General features: G+C 63.1%; 23 protein-coding genes and 2 tRNA genes. 15 read left to right on the top strand and 10 right to left on the bottom strand.

Features of this window, described 5'->3' with window-relative positions:
• Window positions 1-27: 27 nt before the first annotated feature.
• The 6 genes from rsmG to rpmH are packed head-to-tail and all read right to left on the bottom strand — an operon-like array spanning window position 28 to window position 3,222.
• Window positions 28-678, bottom strand: a complete 651-nt coding sequence (gene rsmG, locus J2T23_RS18050; RefSeq protein WP_307362228.1) for a 16S rRNA (guanine(527)-N(7))-methyltransferase RsmG — start codon at window positions 676-678, stop codon at window positions 28-30.
• Window positions 679-698: 20 nt separating this feature from the next.
• Window positions 699-1,262 carry a Jag family protein gene (locus tag J2T23_RS18045; protein WP_141158807.1) on the bottom strand — a complete coding sequence of 188 codons (564 nt, stop codon included), beginning with the start codon at window positions 1,260-1,262 and terminating at the stop codon, window positions 699-701.
• Window positions 1,262-2,233, bottom strand: coding sequence for a membrane protein insertase YidC (gene yidC / locus J2T23_RS18040; protein ID WP_307362225.1), 972 nt, complete (start codon window positions 2,231-2,233; stop codon window positions 1,262-1,264). Before yidC ends, J2T23_RS18045 begins: the two co-directional genes overlap by 1 nt.
• A 15-nt stretch (window positions 2,234-2,248) precedes the next feature.
• Window positions 2,249-2,641, bottom strand: a complete 393-nt coding sequence (gene yidD / locus J2T23_RS18035; RefSeq protein ID WP_210418884.1) for a membrane protein insertion efficiency factor YidD — start codon at window positions 2,639-2,641, stop codon at window positions 2,249-2,251.
• Window positions 2,634-3,044, bottom strand: coding sequence for a ribonuclease P protein component (rnpA, locus tag J2T23_RS18030; protein ID WP_141158804.1), 411 nt, complete (start codon window positions 3,042-3,044; stop codon window positions 2,634-2,636). Before rnpA ends, yidD begins: the two co-directional genes overlap by 8 nt.
• 40 nt (window positions 3,045-3,084) lie before the next feature.
• Window positions 3,085-3,222, bottom strand: a complete 138-nt coding sequence (gene rpmH, locus J2T23_RS18025; protein WP_003800212.1) for a 50S ribosomal protein L34 — start codon at window positions 3,220-3,222, stop codon at window positions 3,085-3,087.
• Window positions 3,223-3,691: 469 nt separating this feature from the next.
• Here rpmH and dnaA point away from each other — a divergent pair, with 469 nt between their 5' ends.
• The 12 genes from dnaA to J2T23_RS17965 all read left to right on the top strand — a co-directional run bounded on the left by dnaA (window position 3,692) and on the right by J2T23_RS17965 (window position 16,945).
• Entirely contained in the window at window positions 3,692-5,113 is a 1,422-nt protein-coding gene (dnaA, locus tag J2T23_RS18020; protein WP_142131989.1) for a chromosomal replication initiator protein DnaA, read from the top strand.
• Between the two features lie 537 nt (window positions 5,114-5,650).
• Window positions 5,651-6,775 (top strand): DNA polymerase III subunit beta, encoded by a 1,125-nt coding sequence (gene dnaN / locus J2T23_RS18015; protein ID WP_307362218.1) that lies wholly within the window; start codon window positions 5,651-5,653, stop codon window positions 6,773-6,775.
• Window positions 6,776-6,858: 83 nt separating this feature from the next.
• The gene (gnd, locus tag J2T23_RS18010) at window positions 6,859-7,743 is read left to right on the top strand and encodes a phosphogluconate dehydrogenase (NAD(+)-dependent, decarboxylating) (protein ID WP_307362215.1); all 885 of its coding nucleotides are present in this window, start codon (window positions 6,859-6,861) and stop codon (window positions 7,741-7,743) included.
• A gap of 45 nt (window positions 7,744-7,788) precedes the next feature.
• A complete protein-coding gene (gene recF / locus J2T23_RS18005) occupies window positions 7,789-8,994 on the top strand; it encodes a DNA replication/repair protein RecF (protein ID WP_141182858.1) in 1,206 nt (401 codons plus the stop codon).
• The gene (locus J2T23_RS18000; protein ID WP_141158799.1) at window positions 8,984-9,538 is read left to right on the top strand and encodes a DciA family protein; all 555 of its coding nucleotides are present in this window, start codon (window positions 8,984-8,986) and stop codon (window positions 9,536-9,538) included. The genes recF and J2T23_RS18000 overlap by 11 nt, the downstream gene beginning before the upstream one ends.
• Window positions 9,539-9,913: 375 nt before the next feature.
• Window positions 9,914-12,001, top strand: coding sequence for a DNA topoisomerase (ATP-hydrolyzing) subunit B (gene gyrB / locus J2T23_RS17995; RefSeq protein WP_141158798.1), 2,088 nt, complete (start codon window positions 9,914-9,916; stop codon window positions 11,999-12,001).
• 55 nt (window positions 12,002-12,056) lie between these two features.
• Complete coding sequence (gyrA, locus tag J2T23_RS17990) at window positions 12,057-14,735, top strand: DNA gyrase subunit A (RefSeq protein WP_307362209.1); 2,679 nt, start codon at window positions 12,057-12,059, stop codon at window positions 14,733-14,735.
• Entirely contained in the window at window positions 14,728-15,399 is a 672-nt protein-coding gene (locus J2T23_RS17985; RefSeq protein WP_307362207.1) for a DUF3566 domain-containing protein, read from the top strand. Before gyrA ends, J2T23_RS17985 begins: the two co-directional genes overlap by 8 nt.
• A gap of 97 nt (window positions 15,400-15,496) precedes the next feature.
• Window positions 15,497-15,570 (top strand) — tRNA-Ile (locus J2T23_RS17980).
• 29 nt (window positions 15,571-15,599) lie between these two features.
• Window positions 15,600-15,758, top strand: coding sequence for a DLW-39 family protein (locus tag J2T23_RS17975; RefSeq protein WP_370871458.1), 159 nt, complete (start codon window positions 15,600-15,602; stop codon window positions 15,756-15,758).
• Between the two features lie 72 nt (window positions 15,759-15,830).
• Window positions 15,831-15,906: transfer RNA gene (locus tag J2T23_RS17970), tRNA-Ala, on the top strand.
• Window positions 15,907-15,988: 82 nt separating this feature from the next.
• On the top strand, window positions 15,989-16,945 hold the full coding sequence (locus J2T23_RS17965; protein ID WP_307362203.1) for a DMT family transporter: 957 nt from the start codon (window positions 15,989-15,991) through the stop codon (window positions 16,943-16,945).
• A gap of 3 nt (window positions 16,946-16,948) precedes the next feature.
• Here J2T23_RS17965 and J2T23_RS17960 read toward each other — a convergent pair whose 3' ends face one another.
• Both J2T23_RS17960 and J2T23_RS17955 read right to left on the bottom strand, forming a co-directional pair.
• Window positions 16,949-17,824, bottom strand: a complete 876-nt coding sequence (locus J2T23_RS17960; RefSeq protein ID WP_141158794.1) for a glycosyltransferase family 2 protein — start codon at window positions 17,822-17,824, stop codon at window positions 16,949-16,951.
• Window positions 17,825-17,926: 102 nt separating this feature from the next.
• A complete protein-coding gene (locus tag J2T23_RS17955; protein ID WP_307362199.1) occupies window positions 17,927-18,862 on the bottom strand; it encodes a hypothetical protein in 936 nt (311 codons plus the stop codon).
• Window positions 18,863-19,016: 154 nt separating this feature from the next.
• On the opposite strand from J2T23_RS17955, the gene J2T23_RS17950 reads away from it, so the two are divergent.
• The 3 genes from J2T23_RS17950 to J2T23_RS17940 all read left to right on the top strand — a co-directional run bounded on the left by J2T23_RS17950 (window position 19,017) and on the right by J2T23_RS17940 (window position 21,461).
• Window positions 19,017-19,562: a peptidylprolyl isomerase gene (locus tag J2T23_RS17950; RefSeq protein WP_141158792.1), complete on the top strand. Its 546-nt coding sequence runs from the start codon at window positions 19,017-19,019 to the stop codon at window positions 19,560-19,562.
• Window positions 19,563-19,571: 9 nt separating this feature from the next.
• The gene (locus J2T23_RS17945) at window positions 19,572-20,450 is read left to right on the top strand and encodes a rhomboid family intramembrane serine protease (protein ID WP_307362195.1); all 879 of its coding nucleotides are present in this window, start codon (window positions 19,572-19,574) and stop codon (window positions 20,448-20,450) included.
• A gap of 543 nt (window positions 20,451-20,993) precedes the next feature.
• Complete coding sequence (locus J2T23_RS17940) at window positions 20,994-21,461, top strand: carboxymuconolactone decarboxylase family protein (protein ID WP_307362192.1); 468 nt, start codon at window positions 20,994-20,996, stop codon at window positions 21,459-21,461.
• Window positions 21,462-21,666: 205 nt separating this feature from the next.
• Here J2T23_RS17940 and J2T23_RS17935 read toward each other — a convergent pair whose 3' ends face one another.
• Both J2T23_RS17935 and J2T23_RS17930 read right to left on the bottom strand, forming a co-directional pair.
• Window positions 21,667-22,257 (bottom strand): DNA-3-methyladenine glycosylase I, encoded by a 591-nt coding sequence (locus J2T23_RS17935; protein ID WP_370871459.1) that lies wholly within the window; start codon window positions 22,255-22,257, stop codon window positions 21,667-21,669.
• Between the two features lie 55 nt (window positions 22,258-22,312).
• The gene (locus J2T23_RS17930; RefSeq protein WP_141158788.1) at window positions 22,313-22,564 is read right to left on the bottom strand and encodes a cell division protein CrgA; all 252 of its coding nucleotides are present in this window, start codon (window positions 22,562-22,564) and stop codon (window positions 22,313-22,315) included.
• Window positions 22,565-22,701: the final 137 nt, after the last annotated feature.

Genomic DNA, 22,701 nt, shown 5'->3' with positions numbered 1-22,701 from the left:
CTGCTGACAGCCGTCAGCGGGCCCGCATTAGGACTTCTTTTGGGACTTGTTCACCACGATGCGCACAACCGTCGTCGGCTCCTCCAGGAGGTTGTCACCTACGGTCAGCACCGACGTCTCAACGCCACCCAGCTTACGGATGGTCTTGGCCGCCTTCTCGATTTCCTCGCCCGCGCTGCGGCCCTTGATGGCCACCACTTCGCCGTGCCCTCCCAGCAGTGGGATGGTCAGGCCGACGAGGTTGGTCAACGCAGATACGGCGCGCGCAGTCACAACGTCAGCTTCCACATGCCCAACAGCGAGTTCGGCACGGGTGCGCATCACCGTGACATTGCCCAGGCCGAGGTCATCGACAACTTCCTGAAGCCAGATAACCCTGCGCTCCAGCGGTTCGATAAGTGTGAGCTCAAGATCGGGGCGCGCAATGGCAAGGCAAAGGCCCGGCAGGCCGGCGCCGCTCCCGACGTCGGCCACATGGCTTCCGTGCGCAATCTCGCTTTCGATGACTGCGCAGTTGAGCACGTGGCGGCTCCACAGCCTGGGCACCTCGCGCGGTCCGATTAGGCCCCGCTCGGTACCGGACGTGGCCAGGTGCTCCACGTACCGCTTTGCCAGCTCCAGGCGATCGCCAAAGATCTTCTCAGCAGCGCGCAGCTCTGCCGCCGTGATGTCAACCATGACTATTGGTCCGGCATTCACTAGTCTGCGGAAACGACGATGTGGCGTCCGGCGCCCTCGCCCTCGGACTCGCTGACCAGGCCGAGGTCAGCCACGGCGTCGTGCACGATCTTCCGTTCGTAGGCGCTCATTGGCTCCAGGGCCACCGACTTGCCGGATTCCTTTACGGAAGCTGCTGCGTCCTCGGCGATCTTCTGCAGGTGCCCGGTGCGTTCCTGCCGGTAGCCGTTGATGTCCAGCACGAGCCGTGAACGGTTCTCTGTTGCAGACAACACTGCCAGGCGGGTGAGTTCCTGCAGGGCTTCCAGGACTTCACCGTCTTCGCCGACCAGGCTTTCGAGCCCTTCGGTCTCCTCTTCGGCAACGATGGAGATGTAGGTCCGTCCATTGCGGACCTCGATGTCGATGTCGCCGTCGATGTCGGCGATATCCAGCAGTTCCTCCAGGTAATCGGCGGCGACGTCCCCCTCTTCCTCGAGGCGGCTGGCGGCGGAACCCTTGGCGGTGGAATCATCCTGGCCCACGGACTCGTCCTGATCTTCGATCTCTTCAGAAAGGGCGTGCTCGGTGCTCTCGGCTGACATTACTTCTTCTTCCTGTTCTTGCGCTGGGGCTGGACACGCTGTCCCTTGATCTCAACTGCGGCGGCTGCGGCATCGTCGGCTGCCTCATCCCGCTTCCCGCTCAGGACGGACAGAGCCGGCAGGCCCTTGGCGGCACGGCGCTCGGCGAGGGCCTTCGCGGCGGGGGAACCCGGCGTCGGCATCCGGCGGATAACGAAGAACTGCTGGCCCATGGTCCAGAGGTTGGTGGTGGTCCAGTAGATCAGGACGCCGATGGGGAAGTTGATGCCACCCACGCCGAAGACGATAGGCAGGATGTAGAGCATCATCTTCTGCTGCCGCATGAACGGGCTGGCCATGGCTTCTTCGGACATGTTCTTGGCCATGATCTGCTTCTGCGTGATGAACTGCGAAGCCGTCATGGCCAGGATCATCACGATGGAAAGGATCCACACAGAAGCCTGGTTGCCGCTTCCGCCGCCATGCAGCAAGGAGGCAGACAGGGGGGCCCCGAAAATGCTTGAGGCGTCGAATTCCACAACCTGCTCATGGCTCATCGCACCGATGCCGGCGCCCTGGTCCTTGGCCTGCGAAATGCCGGAGAGCACCTGGAACAGGGCGAAGAAGAACGGCATCTGGATCAGCATGGGAAGGCACGCCGAGAACGGGTTGGTCCCATGCTTCTTGTACATGGCCATCTGTTCCTGGGCCATGGCCTGGCGTGACAGCTGGTCCGTCTTGCCCTTGTACTTGTCCTGCAGCTTCTTCAAGTCCGGCTGCAGCAGCTGCATGCCGCGCTGGGCCTTGATCTGCTTGACGAATACCGGGATCAGGGCTGCACGGATCACCAGCACCAGTCCGATGATGGACAGAGTCCAGGTCCAGCCGTTGGCGGCGGGCATCCCGATGGCGCTCAAGCCGTCGTGGAACCCGATCATGATGATGGAAACCAGCCACTTGAACGGGGCCATGATTGTTCCAAAGAAGTCCATACTTATCCCTATTCGTCAGGCCGCACTGCGGCCTTCTTCATCAGTCCGAGCAACCAGGTACCTGTCCGGATTGTTCAGCACAACAATTGTGGGGGTCTGGCCCGCGGGCCATTCCCGGCCGCCGGCGGGGACATGGTCCACTCCGCCGGCATTCCATGGGTGGCAGTGGCCAAGGCGCCGCGCTGCGAGCCAGCTTCCCTTGACGGCACCGTGGACGGTGACCGCTTCCAGGGCATAGGCGGAACATGACGGGAAGAACCGGCAGACCGGGCCGTACAAGGGAGAAACCACCTTGCGGTAGGCCATCAGCAAAAGAATGAGGATGTTCCGGGGCAGGTTCCAGAGGAACCTGCCGGCAACGGCGATCACGGTGCGGAGACGGGCGACGACGGCGGTGGCGTTAGGCACGCGGTGTCCCCTCCTGTGTTGTACCGGCTGAACCCCTGGCGGCAGCCCGCGAAGGACGGCCGGCCAGCCGGTTCAGCGTAGATTCCAGTGCAGCGTTGTAGTCCGACAGCAGCTGGTCCCAGCTGGCCGAGGCGGACGCAGGAAGCGCCCGCACGACGATGGCGAGTCCTGTACCGTGCTCGCGCAACGACGCAGCACCCGCTTCTCTCAGTCTCCTCTTAACGAGGTTCCTGACCACAGCGTTCCCTACACTCTTGGAAACAATGAACCCGATCCGGCTGGGTTCGTCAGCAGCAATGGCTGCCGCATATAACACTACGTTCCGGCGTCCATTGCGGACACCGGAACGTACAGTTGTTGAAAAATCGGTTGGGGTCCTCAAGCGGTTGCGGGCGGCCAGCACCTTAAACTCGCAAGGGAATGTCTACCGACAAGCCAGTTATTTAGGCCGACAGTTCGGTGCGGCCCTTGCCACGACGGGCTGCCAGGATGGCACGGCCGGCACGGGTACGCATACGAAGGCGGAAGCCGTGCTTCTTGGCTCGACGGCGGTTATTCGGCTGAAAAGTCCGCTTGCTCACGTTAGTTACTCCAGTGGATCAAAGGTGCGCCCACCCGATCAGTAAGGGGAAGAACTGGCCGACGCTAAGTTTTGTATATGCACGCTTCCCCCGACTGCCCAGGCGCACTGCGCCTGGATGTTCAGATGGGGCCCAAAAAGCGGACACAAAGGACTTCACAACGTTAGGGCAATTTGCAGGCCCGAGTCAAACCGGAGCGGTCCCGTACGGCCGTCCCCAGCTGTTGCTAAGTATCCCCAACAGCCTGTGGATGAAGTGGCTCACAGAGGCACTTCCGGAACCACAACCGTGTAATTATCCACAGCCAGATAGCCAGCTATCTTCTAGGCTTTTCATCACCTAGAGTGTCCCAGTAGCCGATTATCCACGGACTGTGCATAACCCTGTGGATGAAGCTGGGCCAGCACCTTGGTTCCGGACTTGGGGCTGCAGGCAATGCAGGCATAGCAAGTTTTGAGGGAACCGATTGATGACAGTAGACGAAGCCAACCACGCCAATACTGTCGGAAGTTCCTGGCGAAGGGTTGTCAGCCTGCTGGAACAGGACCACCGGGTATCACCGCGCCAGCGTGGCTTTGTCATCCTTGCCCAGGCGCAGGGCCTGATCGGTTCCACGCTCCTGGTGGCCGTCCCCAACGAACTAACCCGCGAAGTGCTCCAGACCCAGGTCAAGGAAGCCCTTGACGATGCGCTCCATAACGTTTTTTCCGAAGACATCCGCTGCGCCATCGACGTGGACACCGATCTGGTGCCCATCCACGAGGAGCCCGAACCCGTCGTCGAACCTGCTTTCGCGCCGGACCAGGTCATCGAGCAGAAGCCGCAGCCTATGCTCCCCAGCACGTCGCACGAGTTCGGCCGGCTGAACCCCAAGTACGTCTTTGACACCTTCGTGATTGGTTCCTCGAACCGGTTTGCCCACGCCGCCGCCGTCGCCGTTGCCGAAGCGCCCGCCAAGGCCTACAACCCGCTCTTCATCTATGGTGATTCGGGCCTGGGCAAGACCCACCTCCTGCACGCGATCGGCCATTATGCCCGGCGCCTCTACAGCGGGATCCGGGTCCGCTACGTAAATTCGGAAGAATTCACCAATGACTTCATCAACTCGATCCGCGATGACGAGGGCACCAGCTTCAAGACGACGTACCGCAACGTCGACGTCCTGCTGATTGATGACATCCAGTTCCTGGCCGGCAAGGACCGGACGCTGGAGGAGTTCTTCCACACCTTCAACGCCCTGCACAACAACAACAAGCAGGTGGTCATCACCTCTGACCAGCCGCCCAAGCTGTTGGCCGGGTTTGAGGACCGGATGAAGTCCCGCTTCGAGTGGGGCCTGCTGACGGACATCCAGCCGCCGGAACTGGAGACGCGTATCGCCATCCTCCGTAAGAAGGCGCTGAGCGAGGGACTGTCCGCCCCGGACGATGCCTTGGAGTACATCGCCTCGAAGATCTCCAGCAACATCCGAGAACTTGAGGGCGCCCTGATCCGCGTGACCGCGTTCGCCAGCCTGAACCGGCAGCCCGTGGACGTGGCCCTTGCCGAGATGGTCCTGAAGGACCTGATCACGGACGACGGCGCACAGGAGATCACGTCCGCCCAGATCCTCCAGCAGACGGCTGACTACTTCAAGCTCAGCATGGAAGAGCTCTGCAGCAAGTCCCGCACCAGGACCCTGGTGACTGCACGCCAGATCGCCATGTACCTGTGCCGGGAGCTGACGGACATGTCACTTCCCAAGATCGGACAGGAACTTGGCGGCCGCGACCACACAACCGTCATCCACGCAGACCGGAAGATCCGCGAACTCATGGCCGAGCGCCGTGTGATCTACAACCAGGTGACCGAGCTGACCAACCGGATCAAGCAGCAGCAACGCGACTCCTGAATCCACACCGCGTCCGGCACTCTATACCTTATTAACAGGGCCATGTGGATAAGCCTGTGGATACTTAAGGGGACAAGCGCGGTTAATGGGCTTAAAACCCTTAAGCCGTCTGTGGATCGTCAAAAATGGCCATTTGCGTTGTCCCCATCCACACCCTGTTTAAAACCCACTTAACGCACAGTCGGTGAACAGGGCTTAAGCGCGGAACCATGCGGCAGGACCGGGTTATCCACAGTTTCCACAGCAGTTATTAACACTACTAATCCCAAAAAATTGAAATCCCTCAAACAACAAGAACCTTCCGCTGGTCCGCCGAGGGGGCCTGCCGGCCCCTGAAGGGCCGGTCCGGTCTTGCGGGGGATGGGTTAATCCCCGATCTTCCGGCTAAGCTGTCAGCAGCGCTCCCATCCCTGGGTTTTCGTGTGGTTTCTGTCTCCGCGGACCATGCACCAGCCGGGTGGCGCCCAACTTCTTCCGGAGTTTCCTGCGAAATTCCCGGGTTTACATGGCAGCAGCAATGAAAGGCGGCACCCTTCCGTGAAGTTCAGAGTCGATCGGGACGTCCTGGCAGAAGCCGTCACCTGGACAGCCCGGTCGTTGTCTCCGCGGCCTCCTGTGCCTGTCCTGTCCGGCCTCCTGCTGAAGGCTGAAGCCGGAACCGTCAGCCTTTCCAGCTTTGACTACGAAACCTCGGCGCGCCTCGAGATCACAGCCGACATCAGGGATGAAGGCACCATCCTGGTATCCGGACGCCTCCTGGCTGATATCTGCCGCAGCCTGCCGTCGGCCCCGGTGGACGTGGAGACTGACGGCAACAAAGTCACCCTCACCTGCCGCCGGAGCAGCTTCCACCTGGCCACCATGCCGGAAGCTGAATACCCACCACTTCCGTCCCTGCCGGCCATCAGCGGAACCGTCCCGGGTGATGCCTTTGCCCAGGCTGTCTCCCAGGTGATCATCGCGGCGAGCAAGGACGACACCCTCCCGATCCTCACCGGCATACGGATGGAAATCGAAGACGACCTGATCACACTCCTGGCCACCGACCGCTACCGGCTCGCCATGCGCGAAGTACCGTGGAAGCCCGTCACTCCCGGGATCTCCACCAGCGCCCTGGTCAAGGCCAAAACCCTCAACGAAGTAGCCAAAACGCTTGGTAACAGCGGCGACATCAACCTCGCCCTGTCCGACGACGACAGCCGCCTGATCGGTTTCGAGAGCGGCGGCCGAACCACCACTTCACTGCTGGTGGATGGCGACTACCCCAAGATCCGCTCGCTGTTCCCCGAGTCCACCCCGATCCACGCCACGGTGCAGACCCAGGAACTCGTTGAGGCCGTCCGCCGTGTATCCCTGGTGGCCGAGCGCAACACCCCGGTCCGCCTTGCCTTCACCGACGGCCTGCTGAACCTTGATGCCGGGACGGGAGAAGACGCCCAGGCATCGGAAGAGCTGGAGGCGCAGTTGTCCGGCGAGGACATCACGGTTGCCTTCAACCCGCATTACCTGATCGAGGGGCTCAGCGTGATCGAAACCAAGTTCGTCCGGTTCTCCTTCACCACGGCGCCCAAGCCTGCCATGATCACGGCACAGGCAGACGCTGACGGCGAAGACCAGGACGACTACCGCTACCTGGTCATGCCGGTCCGGCTTCCCAACTAGTCCCCACCCATCGGCTCCCAGCCTTCCCCAGCTCAGGGCCGCCCCCACCGCCGCCACACACCAGCGCAGAAATGAGATCCACCATGCACATTGGACTGATAGGCCTCGGCAAAATGGGATTCAACATGCGTGAGCGCCTGCGCAAGGGAGGCGTGGAAGTCACCGGTTACGACCGCAACCCGGACGTAACCGATTCCGCCAGCGTCGAGGAGCTGATCGCCACCGTTCCGGCGCCAAGGATCATCTGGGTGATGGTGCCCTCGGGGCCCATCACGGACGCCGTTATCACCGAGCTCAGTGAAAAGCTGGAACCGGGCGACCTGGTTATCGACGGAGGTAACTCCAGGTTCACCGAGGACCAAAAGCATGGCGAGCTCCTTGCCGCCAAAGACATTCGTTTCGCTGACTGCGGTGTCTCGGGCGGAGTCTGGGGCTTGCAGAACGGGTACGGACTGATGGCCGGCGGGGACGCCGCAGACATCGAACGTGCCCTGCCAATCTTCGACGCATTGCGCCCCGAAGGTGAGCGGGCGGACAGCTTTGTCCACGTCGGCGGCATTGGTGCCGGCCATTACGCCAAGATGGTCCACAACGGGATCGAGTACGGCCTGATGCAGGCGTACGCCGAAGGCTACGAACTGCTTGCAGCCAAGGACATCGTCACCGACCTTCCCGGCACGTTCCGGGCATGGCAAAAAGGCACCGTCGTCCGGTCATGGCTCCTGGACCTCATGGTCAAGGCCCTCGACGAGGACCCCGGCCTGGCCTCGATTGACGACTACGTGGAAGACTCCGGTGAAGGCCGTTGGACCGTTGAGGAAGCCATCGCCAACGCAGTTCCCGCTCCGGCTATTACAGCCGCATTGTTCGCCCGGTTTGCCTCCCGGGAGGACACCTCGCCAGCCATGAAGATGGTTTCCGCGCTGCGCCACCAGTTCGGTGGCCACGCTACCCGTCCCGCCAAGTAGCACCCACCGGGAACCAGCAGAGTTCCCAGAATTGCCGAAAACCGCGTGTATCTGGAACACCTTTCACTGACCGACTTCCGCAGTTACGCCCAGGTGGATCTCGCCCTGGAACCCGGCGTCACCGTCCTGGTGGGATACAACGGCATTGGCAAGACCAACCTGATGGAGGCCATCGGCTACCTGGCCACGCTCAGTTCGCACCGGGTCAGCTCCGATGCGCCCCTGCTGAGGTTCGGCACGGAACGCGCACTGGTCCGCGCGCGCCTGGTCCGCGGCACGCAGACGACGGTCCTTGAACTGGAAATCAACGGCAGCCGGGCAAACCGCGGGCGTATCAACCGCAGTAATCCGGTGCGTGCCCGTGACCTGGTGGGCATCTGCCAGACAGTCCTCTTCGCTCCGGAAGATTTAGCGTTGGTCAAGGGAGATCCGTCCAACCGCCGCCGCTTCCTGGACGAGCTGCTGGCGAGCCTCATCCCGCACCACGCGGCCACCCGCAGTGACTACGACCGGGTGCTGAAGCAGCGCAACGCCCTGCTCAAGTCCGCGCGGGCCGGAAGGTTCACCTCCGCGCATGAATCCACGCTCGAGGTGTGGGACCAGCACATGGCCAGGGCCGGAGCGGAATTGCTGCACGCGCGGCTGGAGCTGGTGGAAAGGCTGCGCCCACACCTCGCCCGTGCCTACGCCGAACTTACGGATGCGTCCAAGCCGGCGGACGCCACCTACCGGTCAACGCTGCAGAACCAGATGGACGACGACGGCGTTCCTGCCGGAAGTTCCCCGCGCGCCAAGCCGGGAGGTTCTTCAGACGGCCCCGACGATCTCCGCCTTCTCTCCGTGGACCAACTCACGGAACGCTACATCCAGGCATTCGCGGAATCCCGCAAGAAGGAACTGGAACGCGGCATCTCCCTGGTCGGCCCGCACCGTGACGATTTGGAACTGATGCTCGGGCAAGCCCCCGCCAAGGGGTATGCCTCGCATGGTGAAACCTGGTCCATGTGCCTGTCCCTGCGCCTGGCCTCGTACTACGTCATGCTGGACGATGCCCGCACGGGCGGTTCCGCTCCCATCCTCATCCTTGACGACGTCTTTGCCGAACTCGACGTCCAGCGCAGGCGTAAACTGGCCGCAATAGTCTCCGGCGCGGAACAGGTCCTGGTGACCGCCGCCGTCGACGCCGATATTCCGGGAGAGCTGTCCGGACGGCGGGTGAAGGTAGTCCCGGGAGGTATCGATGAACAGTGAGCAGGGCGGCGGGCTGCAGCCCGGCCGGGAGCCTGACGACATCGATGCCCCGCAGGCTGCACTGAACCGGATGCGTGAAGCCGCGGCCGCACGCGGTGAAGTCCGCCGGAAAGTGGCGCGGCCTGGCGCACCGAAAACCAAGGGCAGTATCCGGGACACCCGCGGCTTCAGCCAGTTCCACGCCACCGGGCGGGATCCCCTGGGCCTGGGAAAGGTGGTTGGCCGGCTGGTGGCGGAGCGCGGCTGGACTTCACCTGTGGCCGTTGGTTCGGTCATGGCAGAGTGGGCAACCCTGGTGGGACCGGAAATCTCCTCCCACTGCACTCCGGAGAGTTTTACCGACACCACCCTCCACGTGCGGTGTGATTCCACGGCGTGGGCCACCCAGCTTCGGCTCCTCAGCACCAGCCTGCTTGATAAGTTCCGCCGGGAACTGGGCGAAGGGGTGGTTACCAAAATCCAGGTCCTCGGACCGTCGGCACCAAGCTGGCGCAAGGGTGGACGCAGTGTCCAGGGCCGTGGTCCGCGGGACACTTACGGATAACCGGGGCGGCAACTCTTGAAACTGCGCGCAAGGGCGTGTAGGGCGCTGTAAGGACCATTGCGTGTATAGGCACCCGGAGGGCGTACCGCTGGGCCGCCCTAGGCGCGGCCAAGAGCCTCGCACAGCCATGTTCACCTGCGCTGAAGGCCCTGGAATGCGGGGATATGAGCCGGTTCACGGTAGAATTGGTGCAGATAACTGGGCGCGGATGAAACGTTGACTTCAGTCCGTTCTCCGCGCGCTCTCCGCGTCCGGGGAACGGAGCACCACTGTCAGCAGGTCACCGGCGCCATAGGTTTGTGCCTGTTGGCGGGTGGCTTTCCCTGGGAGAGGCACCGGCCGGCCATCATCGAGAACAGAGGAGTCGCAGCGCCTGTGGCTAACGACAATACAGATATTCTGGCAGCAGATACAGCAGTCGAGGATGGCCGCACCCCTGACACCCCGGCTGCGGCCACAACGCCGAGGGAATACGGCGCCAGCGACATCACTGTCCTCGAGGGCCTCGAAGCTGTCCGCAAACGTCCGGGCATGTACATCGGATCCACCGGACCCCGTGGCCTCCATCACCTGGTGTACGAGGTGGTGGACAACTCCGTGGACGAGGCACTGGCCGGATACTGCAGCCACATCGAGATCGTCCTGCAGGCCGACGGCGGCGTCAAGGTAGTCGATGACGGCCGCGGTATCCCGGTGGATATGCACCCCACGGAACACAAGCCCACCGTCGAGGTGGTCATGACCATCCTGCACGCCGGCGGAAAATTTGGTGGGGGTGGATACGCTGTCTCCGGCGGCCTGCACGGCGTGGGCATCTCTGTGGTCAACGCCCTGTCCAGCCGCGTGGATACCGAAGTGCGCCGCCAGGGACACGTATGGCGGATGTCCTTTGCCGATGGTGGCAAGCCGCAGGGCAGCCTGGTCATGGGCGAAGAGACGGACGCTACCGGAACCACCCAGACGTTCTACCCGGATCCGGAGATCTTCGAGACCACCGAGTTCGATTTCGAGACGCTGCGCGCCCGCTTCCAGCAGATGGCTTTCCTGAACAAGGGCCTGCGTATCACCCTCACGGATGAGCGCGCGCCGGCAGGGGACGATGCCGACGGCGACCTGGACCTTGACGACCTCAGCACCGAGGGCGAAGTCAGCGCAGAACACCGCACCGTGGTGTACCAGTACGACGAAGGCCTCCTGGACTACGTCCGGCACCTGAATTCGGGCAAGAAGGTGGAAGTGGTCCATGAGGACGTCATCGCCTTCGAAACCGAGGACAAGGACCGCAAGATCGCCCTGGAAATGGCCATGCAGTGGACCAGCGCCTATTCCGAAAGCGTCCACACCTACGCCAACACCATCAACACCCATGAGGGTGGCACGCACGAAGAAGGCTTCCGCGCTGCCATGACCTCCCTGGTCAACCGCTATGCCCGGGAAAAAGGCATTATCAAGGAAAAGGACGACAACCTCACGGGCGACGACATCCGTGAAGGCCTCACTGCCGTCATTTCAGTCAAGTTGGCTGAACCGCAGTTCGAGGGCCAGACCAAGACCAAGCTCGGCAACTCCGAGGTCAAAGGCTTCGTCCAGCGCGTGGTCACCGACGGCCTGGGCGACTGGCTCGAGCGCAACCCCGGCCCCGCCCGCGACGTGATCCGCAAGGCGATCTCCGCCGCGCAGGCCAGGATGGCGGCGCGCAAGGCCCGCGACAACGCACGGCGCAAGAGCCCGCTGGAGTCTTTTGGCATGCCCGGCAAGCTGTCGGACTGCTCCTCCAAAGACCCGGAAAAGTGCGAGGTCTACATCGTGGAGGGTGACTCGGCCGGTGGTTCCGCCAAGCGCGGCCGCAACCCCGAGACCCAGGCCATCCTTCCGCTGCGCGGCAAGATCCTGAACGTGGAGCGTGCCCGCCTGGACAAGGCCCTGGGCAACGCCGAAGTCCAGTCCATGATTACCGCATTCGGCACCGGCATTGGTGAGGACTTCGACCTCGCCAAGCTGCGCTACCACAAGATTGTGCTCATGGCAGATGCCGACGTGGACGGCCAGCACATCACCACGCTGCTGATGACCCTGCTTTTCCGGTACATGCGGCCCCTCATCGAGAACGGCTACGTGTACCTGGCCCAGCCGCCGCTGTACCGGATCAAGTGGTCCAATGCCCCGCACGACTACGTGTACAGCGACCGGGAACGCGACGCCAAACTCGTGGCAGGACAGGCAGCCGGACGCCGTATTCCCAAGGACAACGGCATCCAGCGTTACAAGGGCCTCGGCGAGATGGACTACACCGAACTGTGGGACACCACCATGGACCCCGACCACCGCACCCTGCTGCAGGTGACCATGGACGACGCCCTGGCCGCCGACCAAATCTTCTCCGTCCTCATGGGTGAAGACGTGGAATCCCGACGAAACTTCATCCAGCAGAACGCCAAGGACGTCAGGTTCCTGGACATCTAAGGACCCGCTCCAAAGTATTCGGAACCAGACATATACCTGAAACGGAAAATAACTAATGAGCGACGAAATCCCCGAGAACTCCGCCCCTGAGGGCGGAACTCCGGACACCGTTCTTGAAGGCGACGTGCTGATCGACCGGGTGGAACAAGTGGACCTGCAGACGGAAATGCAGCGTTCCTACCTCGACTACGCCATGGCCGTCATTGTGGGCCGCGCCCTCCCCGACGTCCGTGACGGCCTCAAGCCTGTGCACCGGCGTGTGCTGTACGCGATGTTCGACGGCGGCTACCGTCCCGACCGGTCCTTCAACAAGTGTGCCCGCGTGGTGGGCGAGGTCATGGGCCAGTACCACCCCCACGGTGACACCGCGATCTACGATGCCCTGGTACGCCTCATCCAGGACTGGACCATGCGCTACCCGCTGGCGCTGGGGCAGGGTAACTTCGGCTCGCCCGGCAACGACGGTGCCGCCGCACCGCGATACACCGAAACCAAAATGGCACCGCTTGCCATGGAAATGGTCCGGGACATCGACGAGGAGACCGTCGATTTCCAGGACAACTACGACGGCAAGAACCAGGAACCCACCATCCTGCCGGCCAGGTTCCCCAACCTGCTGGTGAACGGTTCCTCCGGTATCGCCGTGGGCATGGCCACCAACATCCCGCCGCATAACCTCCGGGAAGTAGCCGACGGCGTGCAGTGGTACCTCTCCAACCCCGGTGCCACGCGCGAGGAACTCCTCGAGGAATTGCTCGTACGGGTCAAGGGCCCGGACTTCCCCACGGGAGCCACCATCCTTGGCCACAAGGGCATCGAAGACGCCTACCGCACCGGCCGTGGATCGGTCACCATGCGCGCGGTGGTTGCCGTGGAGGAACTGCAGGGGCGGACCTGCCTGGTGGTCACCGAGCTTCCCTACCAGGCCAACCCTGACAACCTGGCCATCAAGATCGCCGAACTGGTCAAGGACGGCAAGATCCAGGGCATCGCCGACCTCCGAGATGAAACATCCGGACGCACGGGCCAGCGCCTGGTGATCGTGCTGAAGCGCGACGCCGTGCCCAAGGTGGTGCTGAACAACCTCTACAAGCACACCGAACTGCAGAGCAACTTCTCCGCCAACATGCTGGCCATCGTGGACGGGGTGCCGCGGACCCTGAGCCTGGATGCGTTCATCCGCCACTGGGTAACGCACCAGATGGACGTCATCGCCCGCCGCACCCGGTACCGGCTGCGCAAGGCGGAGGAAGAAGCCCACATCCTGCGCGCCCTCCTCAAGGCACTGGACATGCTCGATGAGGTCATCGCCCTCATCCGCGCCTCCAGCACCACCGAGGCCGCCCGGGACGGGCTGATGGAGCTGCTGGATATCGATGAGCTGCAGGCGCGGGCCATCCTGGACATGCAGCTGCGCCGCCTCGCCGCCCTGGAACGCCAGCGCATCCAGGAAAAGCACGCAGAACTCGAAGCCCTGATCACCGAATACAAGGAAATCCTGGGTTCGGAGCAGCGCCAGCGCGAGATCATCAGCACCGAGCTCGGCGAGATCGTGGACAAGCATGGCGATGACCGCCGTACCAGGATCCTCATGGGCTACGACGGCGACATGTCCATGGAGGACCTGATCCCCGAAGAGGAGATGGTGGTCACCATCACCCGCGGCGGCTACGTCAAGCGCACCCGCAGCGACAATTACCGGTCGCAGCAGCGCGGCGGCAAGGGCATCAAGGGCGCCCAGCTGCGTGGAGACGACGTGGTGGAGCACTTCTTCGTCACCACCACCCACCACTGGCTGCTGTTCTTCACCAACCTGGGCAGGGTCTACCGCGCCAAGGCCTACGAGCTGATGGAAGCGGGCAGGGACGCCAAGGGACAGCACGTGGCCAACCTGATGGCCTTCCAGCCTGATGAACACATCGCCCAGGTGCTGGATCTCAAGGACTACCAGCAGGCCCCGTACCTGGTCCTCGCCACCAAGAGGGGCCTGGTGAAAAAGACCAGGCTGGAAGACTACGACACCAACCGTTCGGCCGGCGTGATCGCCATCAACCTGCGGGACGGTGACGAACTGGTCTCCGCGCAGCTGGTGTCCGAGACCGATGACCTCTTCCTGGTCTCCCGCAAGGGCCAGTCAATCCGCTTCACCGCCACCGATGACGCCCTGCGCCCCATGGGCCGCGCCACATCCGGCGTTACCGGCATGAAATTCCGCGAGGATGACGAACTGCTTGCTGCAGACGTGGTCACCGACGGTTCATTCGTGTTCATCGTGACCGAAGGCGGCTACGCCAAGCGGACGGCCGTCGAGGAGTACCGGCTGCAGGGCCGCGGCGGCCTGGGCATTAAGGTAGGAAAGTACCAGGAAGAGCGCGGCCACCTGGTGGGCGCACTCATCGTGCAGGAAGAAGACGAAGTCCTGGTGGTCATGGAGGGCGGCAAGGTTGTCCGTTCCTCGGTTGCCGGTGTTCCCGCAAAGGGCCGCGACACCATGGGCGTCATCTTCGCCAAACCGGACAAGAACGACCGGATCATCGAGGTGGCACGCAACAGCGAACGCGGTCTTGAGGACGAGGAATCCGCCGGCGATGACGTAACGTTGGCTGAAGATGGCGGAGCCGCTGGGGAATCCGCCGCGCCAGCAATGGCAGAAGAATCACCGGCCGTTGAGTCAGAGGACGCCTCGGGCGACGCTGAGCCGAACGAAGACAACACGGAGGTAACGAGTGAGTAATTCCGACTCATTTCCCAAGCCGAACAGTACTGTTCCCGACGGGAACCGGCCTTCCGCGGCACCCCGCGTGAACGCCCCCGTTCGTCCGCAACAGCGCCCCTCGGCGCCCACCGGCGCGCCAGGCCAGCGGCCTGCCGTCCCGGGCCAGCGTCCCCAGCAGGGAGACCGCCCCGCACAGCCGGGCCAACGCCCCTTCCAGGGCCAGCCCGGCCAGCGCCCGGCACAAACAGGCCAGCGCCCTGCGCAGGGAGCCTCCGGCCAGGGAACCCCTGGCCTGGTGAAGCCCGCTCCGAAGGCAAAGGTCCGCCGGGCCAGGCTGCTGATCAGCAAAGTGGACCCGTGGTCCGTGCTGAAAATGGCATTCCTGCTGTCCGTGGCACTGGGCATCGTCACGGTGGTGGCCGCCATCGTCCTGTGGACCGTCCTGGACCTGACCGGGATCTTTGACCAGGTGGACAGTCTCCTCGGCACCCTGGCGGGCGCTGAAAGCGGCGGCTTCGAACTGAAGAAGGTTGCTTCGCTGGGCCAGGTGGCATCATTTGCCACCATCATTGCCGTGGTCAACGTCGTCCTGCTGACGGCGCTCTCCATGCTTTCCGCTGTCCTGTACAACATTTCCGCCACCCTGGTGGGCGGCATCGGCGTGACCCTCACCGACGATTAGGACACCATTCCACCGGCTCAACGCCGGTGGAATGGCCCGATTTGAGATCGGGCCGGGGTGTGCTGTAAAGTCATGTCTCGGCCCGATGAGGGATTGAGGGCGTATAGCTCAGGCGGTTAGAGCGCTTCGCTGATAACGAAGAGGTCCCAGGTTCAAGTCCTGGTACGCCCACGGAACCTGTGCAGGTTTCAAACGGAGGTATGGTGCGGATCCGTCCGGTACCTTGCCGGATTGGGGAGAATGTGAAGAAGTTGCTTGTACTGGCAGCCGCAATCGCAGGCTTCCTGGTTTACCGGAAAGCACAGGAATCCGAGGCCCGGAAAACGGTCTGGAGCAAGTCAACCGACACGGTGGACTAGCCCGGCCGCCCACCCCGGGAGCCGGTCAGAGGCTCCCTGGTTCTAGGGTATGATTGACGGGTTGCTTCTTATGGGGGCATGGCGCAATTGGTAGCGCACCTGCTTTGCAAGCAGGGGGTTCGGGGTTCGAGTCCCCGTGCCTCCACCATAGGAAAGTCCCGGTCAGCGGAAACGCCGGCCGGGACTTTTTGCTTTCCATCTGCGCAAGGAACCAGCACCAGGGGGCTGCATTGAACTTCTTATTCGCGGCCCTGGGGGTCCTGGGCGTTGCATCCTCCGGACCGCTGATAGCCGCCACGCTTGGTGCCACCAGCGTCAGCGCGCTTGCCATCGCCTTCTGGCGCAATGCCATTGGTGCCGTTGTCATGGCAACTCCCACCCTTGTCCGGGAACCCGGCCAGTTCCGCAGGATCAGCGGCCGGGAGTTCCGCTGGTCCATGCTGGCCGCCATTGCGCTTGCCTTGCACTTCGCCTGCTTCATCACCTCCCTTCAGCTCACGTCCGTAGCAGCTGCCACCGCCCTCGTGTGCCTGCAGTCAGCCTGGATTGCCGTCTTCCAGCTCTTCCGGGGCATCCGCCACCGGTGGCAGGTCCTGGCAGGGCTGGGGATTGCCTTTGGCGGAGTCCTTGCCATCACCGGGTTTGATATGGGCTCCTCTCCGCAGGCCGTTACGGGGGACCTGTTGGCCATGGCCGGTGGAGCGCTGGCCGGCCTATATACGCTCGCCGGCGGTAAGGCCCGGCAAAGTATGACCACCGGGACCTATACAACGCTCTGCTACGGGATGTGCGCCGTCCTCGTGGCAGTAATGGCGCTGCTCTGGGGGCAACCCCTGGCCGGGTTCGAGCCGGCCGGGTGGCTCGGCATCGCGGCCATCACCGTCTGTGCCCAGTTGGTGGGCCATACGGCCTTCAACCACCTGCTGGCCACCATGAGTCCCCTCATTGTCTCCATGATCATCCTGCTGGAAATCCCCGGCGCAGCGCTGCTGGCCGCCGTCTTCCTGCACGAGACCCTGCCGGCGGGCACCTACGCCGGGCTGGGCCTCATCCTGGCGGGACTCGCCGTCGTGGTGCTGGGCCAAAGGACTGGCCGGGGCCGAGGGAACGCCACGCGCAGGGGCCGCAGAACCGATCCCCAGGAGGAACCGCCGTCGGAATACCTCGCCGGGCTGGGGACCGACTAGGCGCTACTGGCCGCCGCGCCGGACCGGCTGGGCCGTATTGACGGTGTGGATGGCCCTGAGGAGCTTGGCCGGGAAGTACACCGAGAAGAACACCACCATTGGGGCCTTCAGCGCCATCTTCCTGACGTTGTGCGCCTTGTAGGTCCGGTCGAACCGGGTGACGTAGTAGCGGTAATCCCGGGGTGAATCCTCAAGCCTCCGGGCAGACATTCCGGACACCATCTGCGGCCAGTAACGGACAGGCAGCTCGTGGTCGGCCAGGTGCAGGGACAAATCGATGTCCTCGTGCATCTCGTCCTTCTCGTCCCGGCAGGTTTCGGAACGGATGATCTCCCAGGCGCCGGCCCGCAGGGCCATGTTGGAGCCGAACAGGAAATGGTACTGGTGCTTGGCCAGCTTAAGCATGAGCTGGCGCATTTTGTCATCTGCCTTGAGTCCAAAGCGGCGCATTGGCATGTCGTAGTAGACCACGGGGCCGGTTGCGGCCTGGACCGACTGGTCCGCGAAGGCCTTCTGCACCTGCTCAACCCAGTCGGGTTCCACAATGGAGTCGGCGTCGATCCGGCCCAGGATGTCACCGGTGGCACTGTCCAGCCCGAAGTTCCTGGTGGGGATGAGTCCCTGCTCGCGGTCCTGGCTCAGGAGGATGATGGGGCTTTCCGGATACTCGAGCTGCATCTGGCGGACAATGTCAGCGGTCCGGTCCTTCGAAAGGTTGTCCACCACGATGATCTCGTGGGCGGGAACAGACTGGTAGATGGCAGCTATCAGGCACTGCCTGATCACGTTCTCCTCGTTGTACGCCGGGATGACGATTGACACGCGGAGCTGTACGGCTGCGTCGTTCACGGCATCCCCAGAGGATCGATTGGCTGACATCACTTCAAATCTAGCACCCGGGATAGATGCCGCTGCGGACGGGAAAGGACACACAAGGGGGCCCCGCCGTGGAACGGAGCCCCCTTGTGTGTATGGCGGAAATCAGGCCTGGCTGTTGCCCTTGCCTTCATCGGCGACCGTCTTGGCGCCGCCTTCGGTGTCATCGGCAACATGCTTGGCCTTGTCGGCGGCATCCTCTGACTTATCAGCCACAGTCTCAGCTGCGTCACCGGCCTTGTCCGCTGCAGCACCGGCTGCGGCTTCGGACGTGCCCTTGTCGGCGGTGCCGGCAGTGGTTGCCTTGACGTCGCTGACGGTGGTGGCCGGGACGGGTGCCGGGGTCGGGGTGACCGGCGACGGAGTCTTCCAGGGGTCCTCGACCGGCTTGGATGCCTTCCACGCGGCGACGCCGGCTGCGACGGCAGCAGCCACCACGCCGAAGACGAGCCAGCCGCGCTTCTTCGGCTTCTCCGGCTGGGCAAGCTTCACGTCCACTGCGCGGCTGGCTCCTGCTGCGGCCGCCTTCAGCTGCGTGCCGGTGGCCTGTGCCTGCTCCTGGAGGGCGTGGATGATTCCCACGTCCCCGAGCTTCTGCGCAACGGCGTCAACACGGGCCGGGGTGTTTTCCAGGGTGCGGTGGACAGCTCCGGAGGCCACGCCAATCTGGTCGGAGAGCTTGGGCAGGTAATCCACCACCACCCGGTCGCGGGCATTCAGGACAACTGGCGTGGCCTTGTCCAGGGCCTCATGCAGCTTGGGCGATGCGCCTTCCACTACGTCGTTGATCTTGGGAGCCAGGTGGGCCAGTCCGTCCTGGATCCGGGGAGTCACGGTGGCCACGCCGTCGGCCAGGCTGTGGGCCGCCGTCTTCAGGCCTTCCTGGATCTTGGGAGATGCGGTATCCAGGCTCTGCTGGAGGCGGGGAACAGCCCAGTCCACGGCAGCTTCCACCCGGGGGGCCGCCCAATCCTTGGCGTTTTCCACCGCACTGGTGACCGACTGCTCAAGGTCACGGGCAATACGATCCGATTTCTTCACAACTACCTCCCGATTAATGTGACGGTTCTGTCGCTAGCCTACGTGCCCAGATCACCACGGGCTATTCACTCTGCGGATTTTAGGGCGATTTCACCCAGCGCGGAACTGCCCCCGCGGCCATGGCTGCCCGGAACCGGCATGGGAGAATCGACCTATGACTGCAATCGCAACCGCAAAAGCAACCATCCACACCAGCCTCGGCGACATCGTGGTTAACCTCTTCGGCAACCACGCGCCCAAGACGGTCAAGAACTTCGTGGGCCTTTCCACCGGCGAGCAGGCCTGGACCCACCCGGAAACCGGCGAGGACAAGACCGGCACGCCGCTTTACAACGGAACCATCTTCCACCGCATCATCAAGGACTTCATGATCCAGGCCGGCGATCCCCTGGGCCGTGGAACCGGTGGCCCGGGCTACCGTTTTGACGACGAGATCCACCCCGAGCTGAGCTTCAACCAGCCCTACAAGCTGGCCATGGCCAACGCCGGCATCCAGATGGGCAAGGGCACCAACGGTTCACAGTTCTTCATCACCACCATTCCCACGGACTGGCTCCAGGGCAAGCACACCATCTTTGGTGAAGTTGCCGACGAGGAATCCAAGAAGGTTGTCGACGCCATCGAGGGTGTCCGCACCGGCATGGGCGACCGCCCGGTTGAGGATGTCACCATCAACAGCATCGACATCGAACAGCTGTAACGCGGCACCATGAGCTACGGAATTCCGTCGGCCGAGCCGTCCGCCCAGGTCCCGGTCTGCCCCCGGCACCCGGACCGGCCGTCCTACGTACGGTGCCAGCGCTGCGGGCGCCCGGCATGCCCGGACTGCCAGCGGGCGGCCGCCGTCGGATTCCAATGCGTTGACTGCGTCAACGAAACAAAACGTACGACGCCGGAGGTGCGGTCGGTCTACGGCGGCGCCGCAGCCACCGGGAAGCCTTTGGCGACGTTCGGCATCATCGCAGCGTGCGTAGCCGTCTACGCCCTGCAAATGCTCATTCCTGGCGACTGGGTCTACAAGCAGTTTGCCTACAACAACATTTTTGTCGCCCCGCAGTACGGCGCCTTCGAGCCATGGCGGATGGTGACGTCAGCCTTCCTCCACTCCCCGGACTCCTTTCTGCACATCCTCCTGAACATGTACACGCTGTGGATCTTTGGGCAGGCACTGGAACCGGTCCTGGGCCGGGCCCGCTTCCTTGCCGTGTACTTGATCTCCGCCCTTGGCGGCTCGGTGGGATACCTGCTGCTAAACCCTGTGCTGGTTCCCGGCCAGGGCCTGGTGGGGCTGGTCGGCGCTTCAGGTGCCATCTTTGGCCTCTTCGGTGCCATGTTGCTGGTTCAACGCCAGCGGGGCGGCGATACACGGCAGCTCTGGGTCCTGATTGCCATCAACGGCGTCATTGGCTTCCTGATCCCCCACATCGCCTGGCAGGCCCACCTGGGCGGCCTCATTACCGGTGGTCTCTGTGCCGCTGTCCTTGCCTACACGCCGCGGGGACGCCGCCAGGGCCTCCTCCAGGCACTCGGCTTGGCCGCAGTGGTGGTGCTGCTCGTCGCAGTGAGCTGGGCACGGGTGACGCTCTAACCCTTTTCGGCCTGCGGACAAACACTACGCCCCCGTCACCCTCCGGTGACGGGGGCATTCGTGTTTTCCACAGCGTTTATCCACAGTGTTGGTAACTTACATAGCTGTAGTTCCTTTGCTGGATCGGCTACTCCCGGCGATCCTCGTCCATTACGAGGCGTACCGGGCACCCTTTCTCCACATCTGTGGATAACCTGTGGGGATATTGCTGTGTGTAAGTGGATAAGCCGCCACTTTCGGGCACGCCTGTGGATAAACCGGCGGGAAAGTGGCCGGCAGGAGGCGGTAGACACCCTGTGCGGGACGTTATCGACAGCCGTATCCACACTGTTAATAAGTGACAGCACTGTTGTTTGGGCCGGGATCCAGCCCGCCGGAGTAAGGCTGGAGTCCCCAGGAGAGCCGTGTGTCCACGAAGTTTCCCACATCTGTGGATAACTTGTGGGTATCGCGTTGTTGGTAAGTGGACAACCGTCCCCAGTGCCGGACGGCCGCCAGCCTATGATGGTGGCCTGCCAAGCCGTTCAACCGATAAGGACTCCCGTGAGCGCCACCGAACACCTGTACCTGGACAAACAGCACCCGGCCCTCTGGAGAGCCATCAGCGGGTTGGGACTGAAGGTCCAGGAAGCAGCAGAAGAGGCCGGACTGGGCCCGGGCCTGGTGGAACTCCTGAATGTGCGCATTTCCCAGCTCAACGGCTGCGCGTATTGCCTGGACCTCCATGTTCGGAAGGCCGCCGAGGCCGGTGAAACCCCGCAGCGTCTCGCGGTCCTGCCCGCATGGCGTGAAACGGCACTCTTCACCGACCAGGAGCGCGCCGCCCTGGCCCTGGTGGAAAGCATTACAGAACTCCCGGACGAACGGTCACGGGAGCACGCGGAGGCTTACGCGCGGGAGCGGCTCAGCGCCGCGGAGTTTTCGGCCGTGAGTTGGCTTGCCGTGACCATGAATGCCTTCAACCGGGTGTCCATCACCAGCCACCACCCGGTGCGGCGGGACCGCCCATAGTTCCGGCCAGCGGGCGTCACTCCACTCGGGCCCTGCACTTTTCCACAGGTATTCCACACTGTTAATAACCACATCTGGACGGCAGGTTTCCCGGACAAGGCCCTGCAGGGCGGTGCAGCGGAATCAGTTTCGATCGAAGGGGGAGGTTTTCCCCATTGTGGATAACCTTCCCAACAGCTGGGGATAACAGCCTGTGCCAGTGCCTTTAGGCCTCAATGGGCCACACGCCGGAAGATCCCCGGCGGTGACTTTGCAGGAGGTGCGTGTCCACCATGCCGATGGCTTCCATCAGGGCGAACATGGTGGTGGGGCCTACGAAGGAGAATCCGCGCTTTCGAAGCGCCTTGGACAGGGCCACCGACTCTTCTGATTGGGTGGGAATATCGGTTATTGCCTGTGGCTTGGGCGTGCTGGCCGGACGGAAGCTCCACACGAAGTCCACCAGTCCGCCGTCGTTCCTGAGCTCCTGGGTTGCTTGGGCGTTCTTCACCGCCGCCAGGATCTTCAGCCTGTTCCGGATGATGCCGGGGTCCTGCATCAGCCGCTCCACCTCCGGGGCGCCAAAAAGCGCCACGGCATCCGGATCAAAGCCGGCGAAGGCCGCGCGGAAGGCCGGCCGCTTTCGCAGGATGGTGGCCCAGGAAAGACCCGCCTGGAAACCCTCAAGGCAAATCCGCTCGTAGAGGCCCTGCTCGTCGGTAACGGGCAGCCCCCATTCCTGGTCGTAATAGTCGCGCATCAGCGGATCCGTGGCAGCCCAGGCAGGCCGCGCCAGGCCATCCTCGCCAACGATCACGCCGGTGGAATCCGGAGCCAGTGGAGTCCTCCTTGGAACAGTTCCGCAGCAGCGGCTAGGAACGCCAGCGGGTGGTCATCAGGAACCCGACGATGGCGATGCCGAAGCCGGCAACGATGTTCCAGGACTGCCAGGCCTGGACCGGGAACCGTCCCTCGCTGATGTAGAACGTGATGATCCAGAAGAGACCGATGATCATGAGGCCGAACATGACCGGCTTGAACCATACGGGGTTGGGCTTGTAGGCCTGCGGTGATGCCGGCTGGGCGGTGCTGGCGGTCTTCCTGCGAGGCTTTGACTCGGGCACTGGCTCTCCTTGGCGGACTGGGCAAGCTCGGCGGCCCGGGCTTGGTATCCTGCAAGAAGGAAATTGCCAGCGGTCTGCGCGATCTTGGTCAAATCTGGATTCTTACTAGCAGCCAATTCTAGCCGCAGTTGATGGGC

Origin of the sequence: Pseudarthrobacter niigatensis (genome assembly GCF_030812615.1) — a bacterium.
In the GTDB taxonomy this organism is placed as follows: Bacteria; Actinomycetota; Actinomycetes; order Actinomycetales; family Micrococcaceae; genus Arthrobacter; species Arthrobacter niigatensis.
Note: the sequence above shows the minus strand (reverse complement) of the source record. Positions and strands in the feature narration are given on the sequence as shown.

Excerpts from the sequence above, each read along its gene's own strand:
- J2T23_RS18000 (WP_141158799.1), top strand. The coding sequence starts at position 8,984 with ATGAACAGTGAGCAGGGCGGCGGGCTGCAGCCCGGCCGGGAGCCTGAC.
- J2T23_RS17975 (WP_370871458.1), top strand. The coding sequence starts at position 15,600 with ATGGTGCGGATCCGTCCGGTACCTTGCCGGATTGGGGAGAATGTGAAG.
- J2T23_RS17960 (WP_141158794.1), bottom strand. The coding sequence starts at position 17,824 with ATGTCAGCCAATCGATCCTCTGGGGATGCCGTGAACGACGCAGCCGTA.
- J2T23_RS17945 (WP_307362195.1), top strand. The coding sequence starts at position 19,572 with ATGAGCTACGGAATTCCGTCGGCCGAGCCGTCCGCCCAGGTCCCGGTC.
- J2T23_RS17950 (WP_141158792.1), top strand. The coding sequence starts at position 19,017 with ATGACTGCAATCGCAACCGCAAAAGCAACCATCCACACCAGCCTCGGC.
- gyrA (WP_307362209.1), top strand. The coding sequence starts at position 12,057 with ATGAGCGACGAAATCCCCGAGAACTCCGCCCCTGAGGGCGGAACTCCG.
- yidC (WP_307362225.1), bottom strand. The coding sequence starts at position 2,233 with ATGGACTTCTTTGGAACAATCATGGCCCCGTTCAAGTGGCTGGTTTCC.
- rsmG (WP_307362228.1), bottom strand. The coding sequence starts at position 678 with ATGGTTGACATCACGGCGGCAGAGCTGCGCGCTGCTGAGAAGATCTTT.
- J2T23_RS18045 (WP_141158807.1), bottom strand. The coding sequence starts at position 1,262 with ATGTCAGCCGAGAGCACCGAGCACGCCCTTTCTGAAGAGATCGAAGAT.
- gnd (WP_307362215.1), top strand. The coding sequence starts at position 6,859 with ATGCACATTGGACTGATAGGCCTCGGCAAAATGGGATTCAACATGCGT.
- dnaA (WP_142131989.1), top strand. The coding sequence starts at position 3,692 with ATGACAGTAGACGAAGCCAACCACGCCAATACTGTCGGAAGTTCCTGG.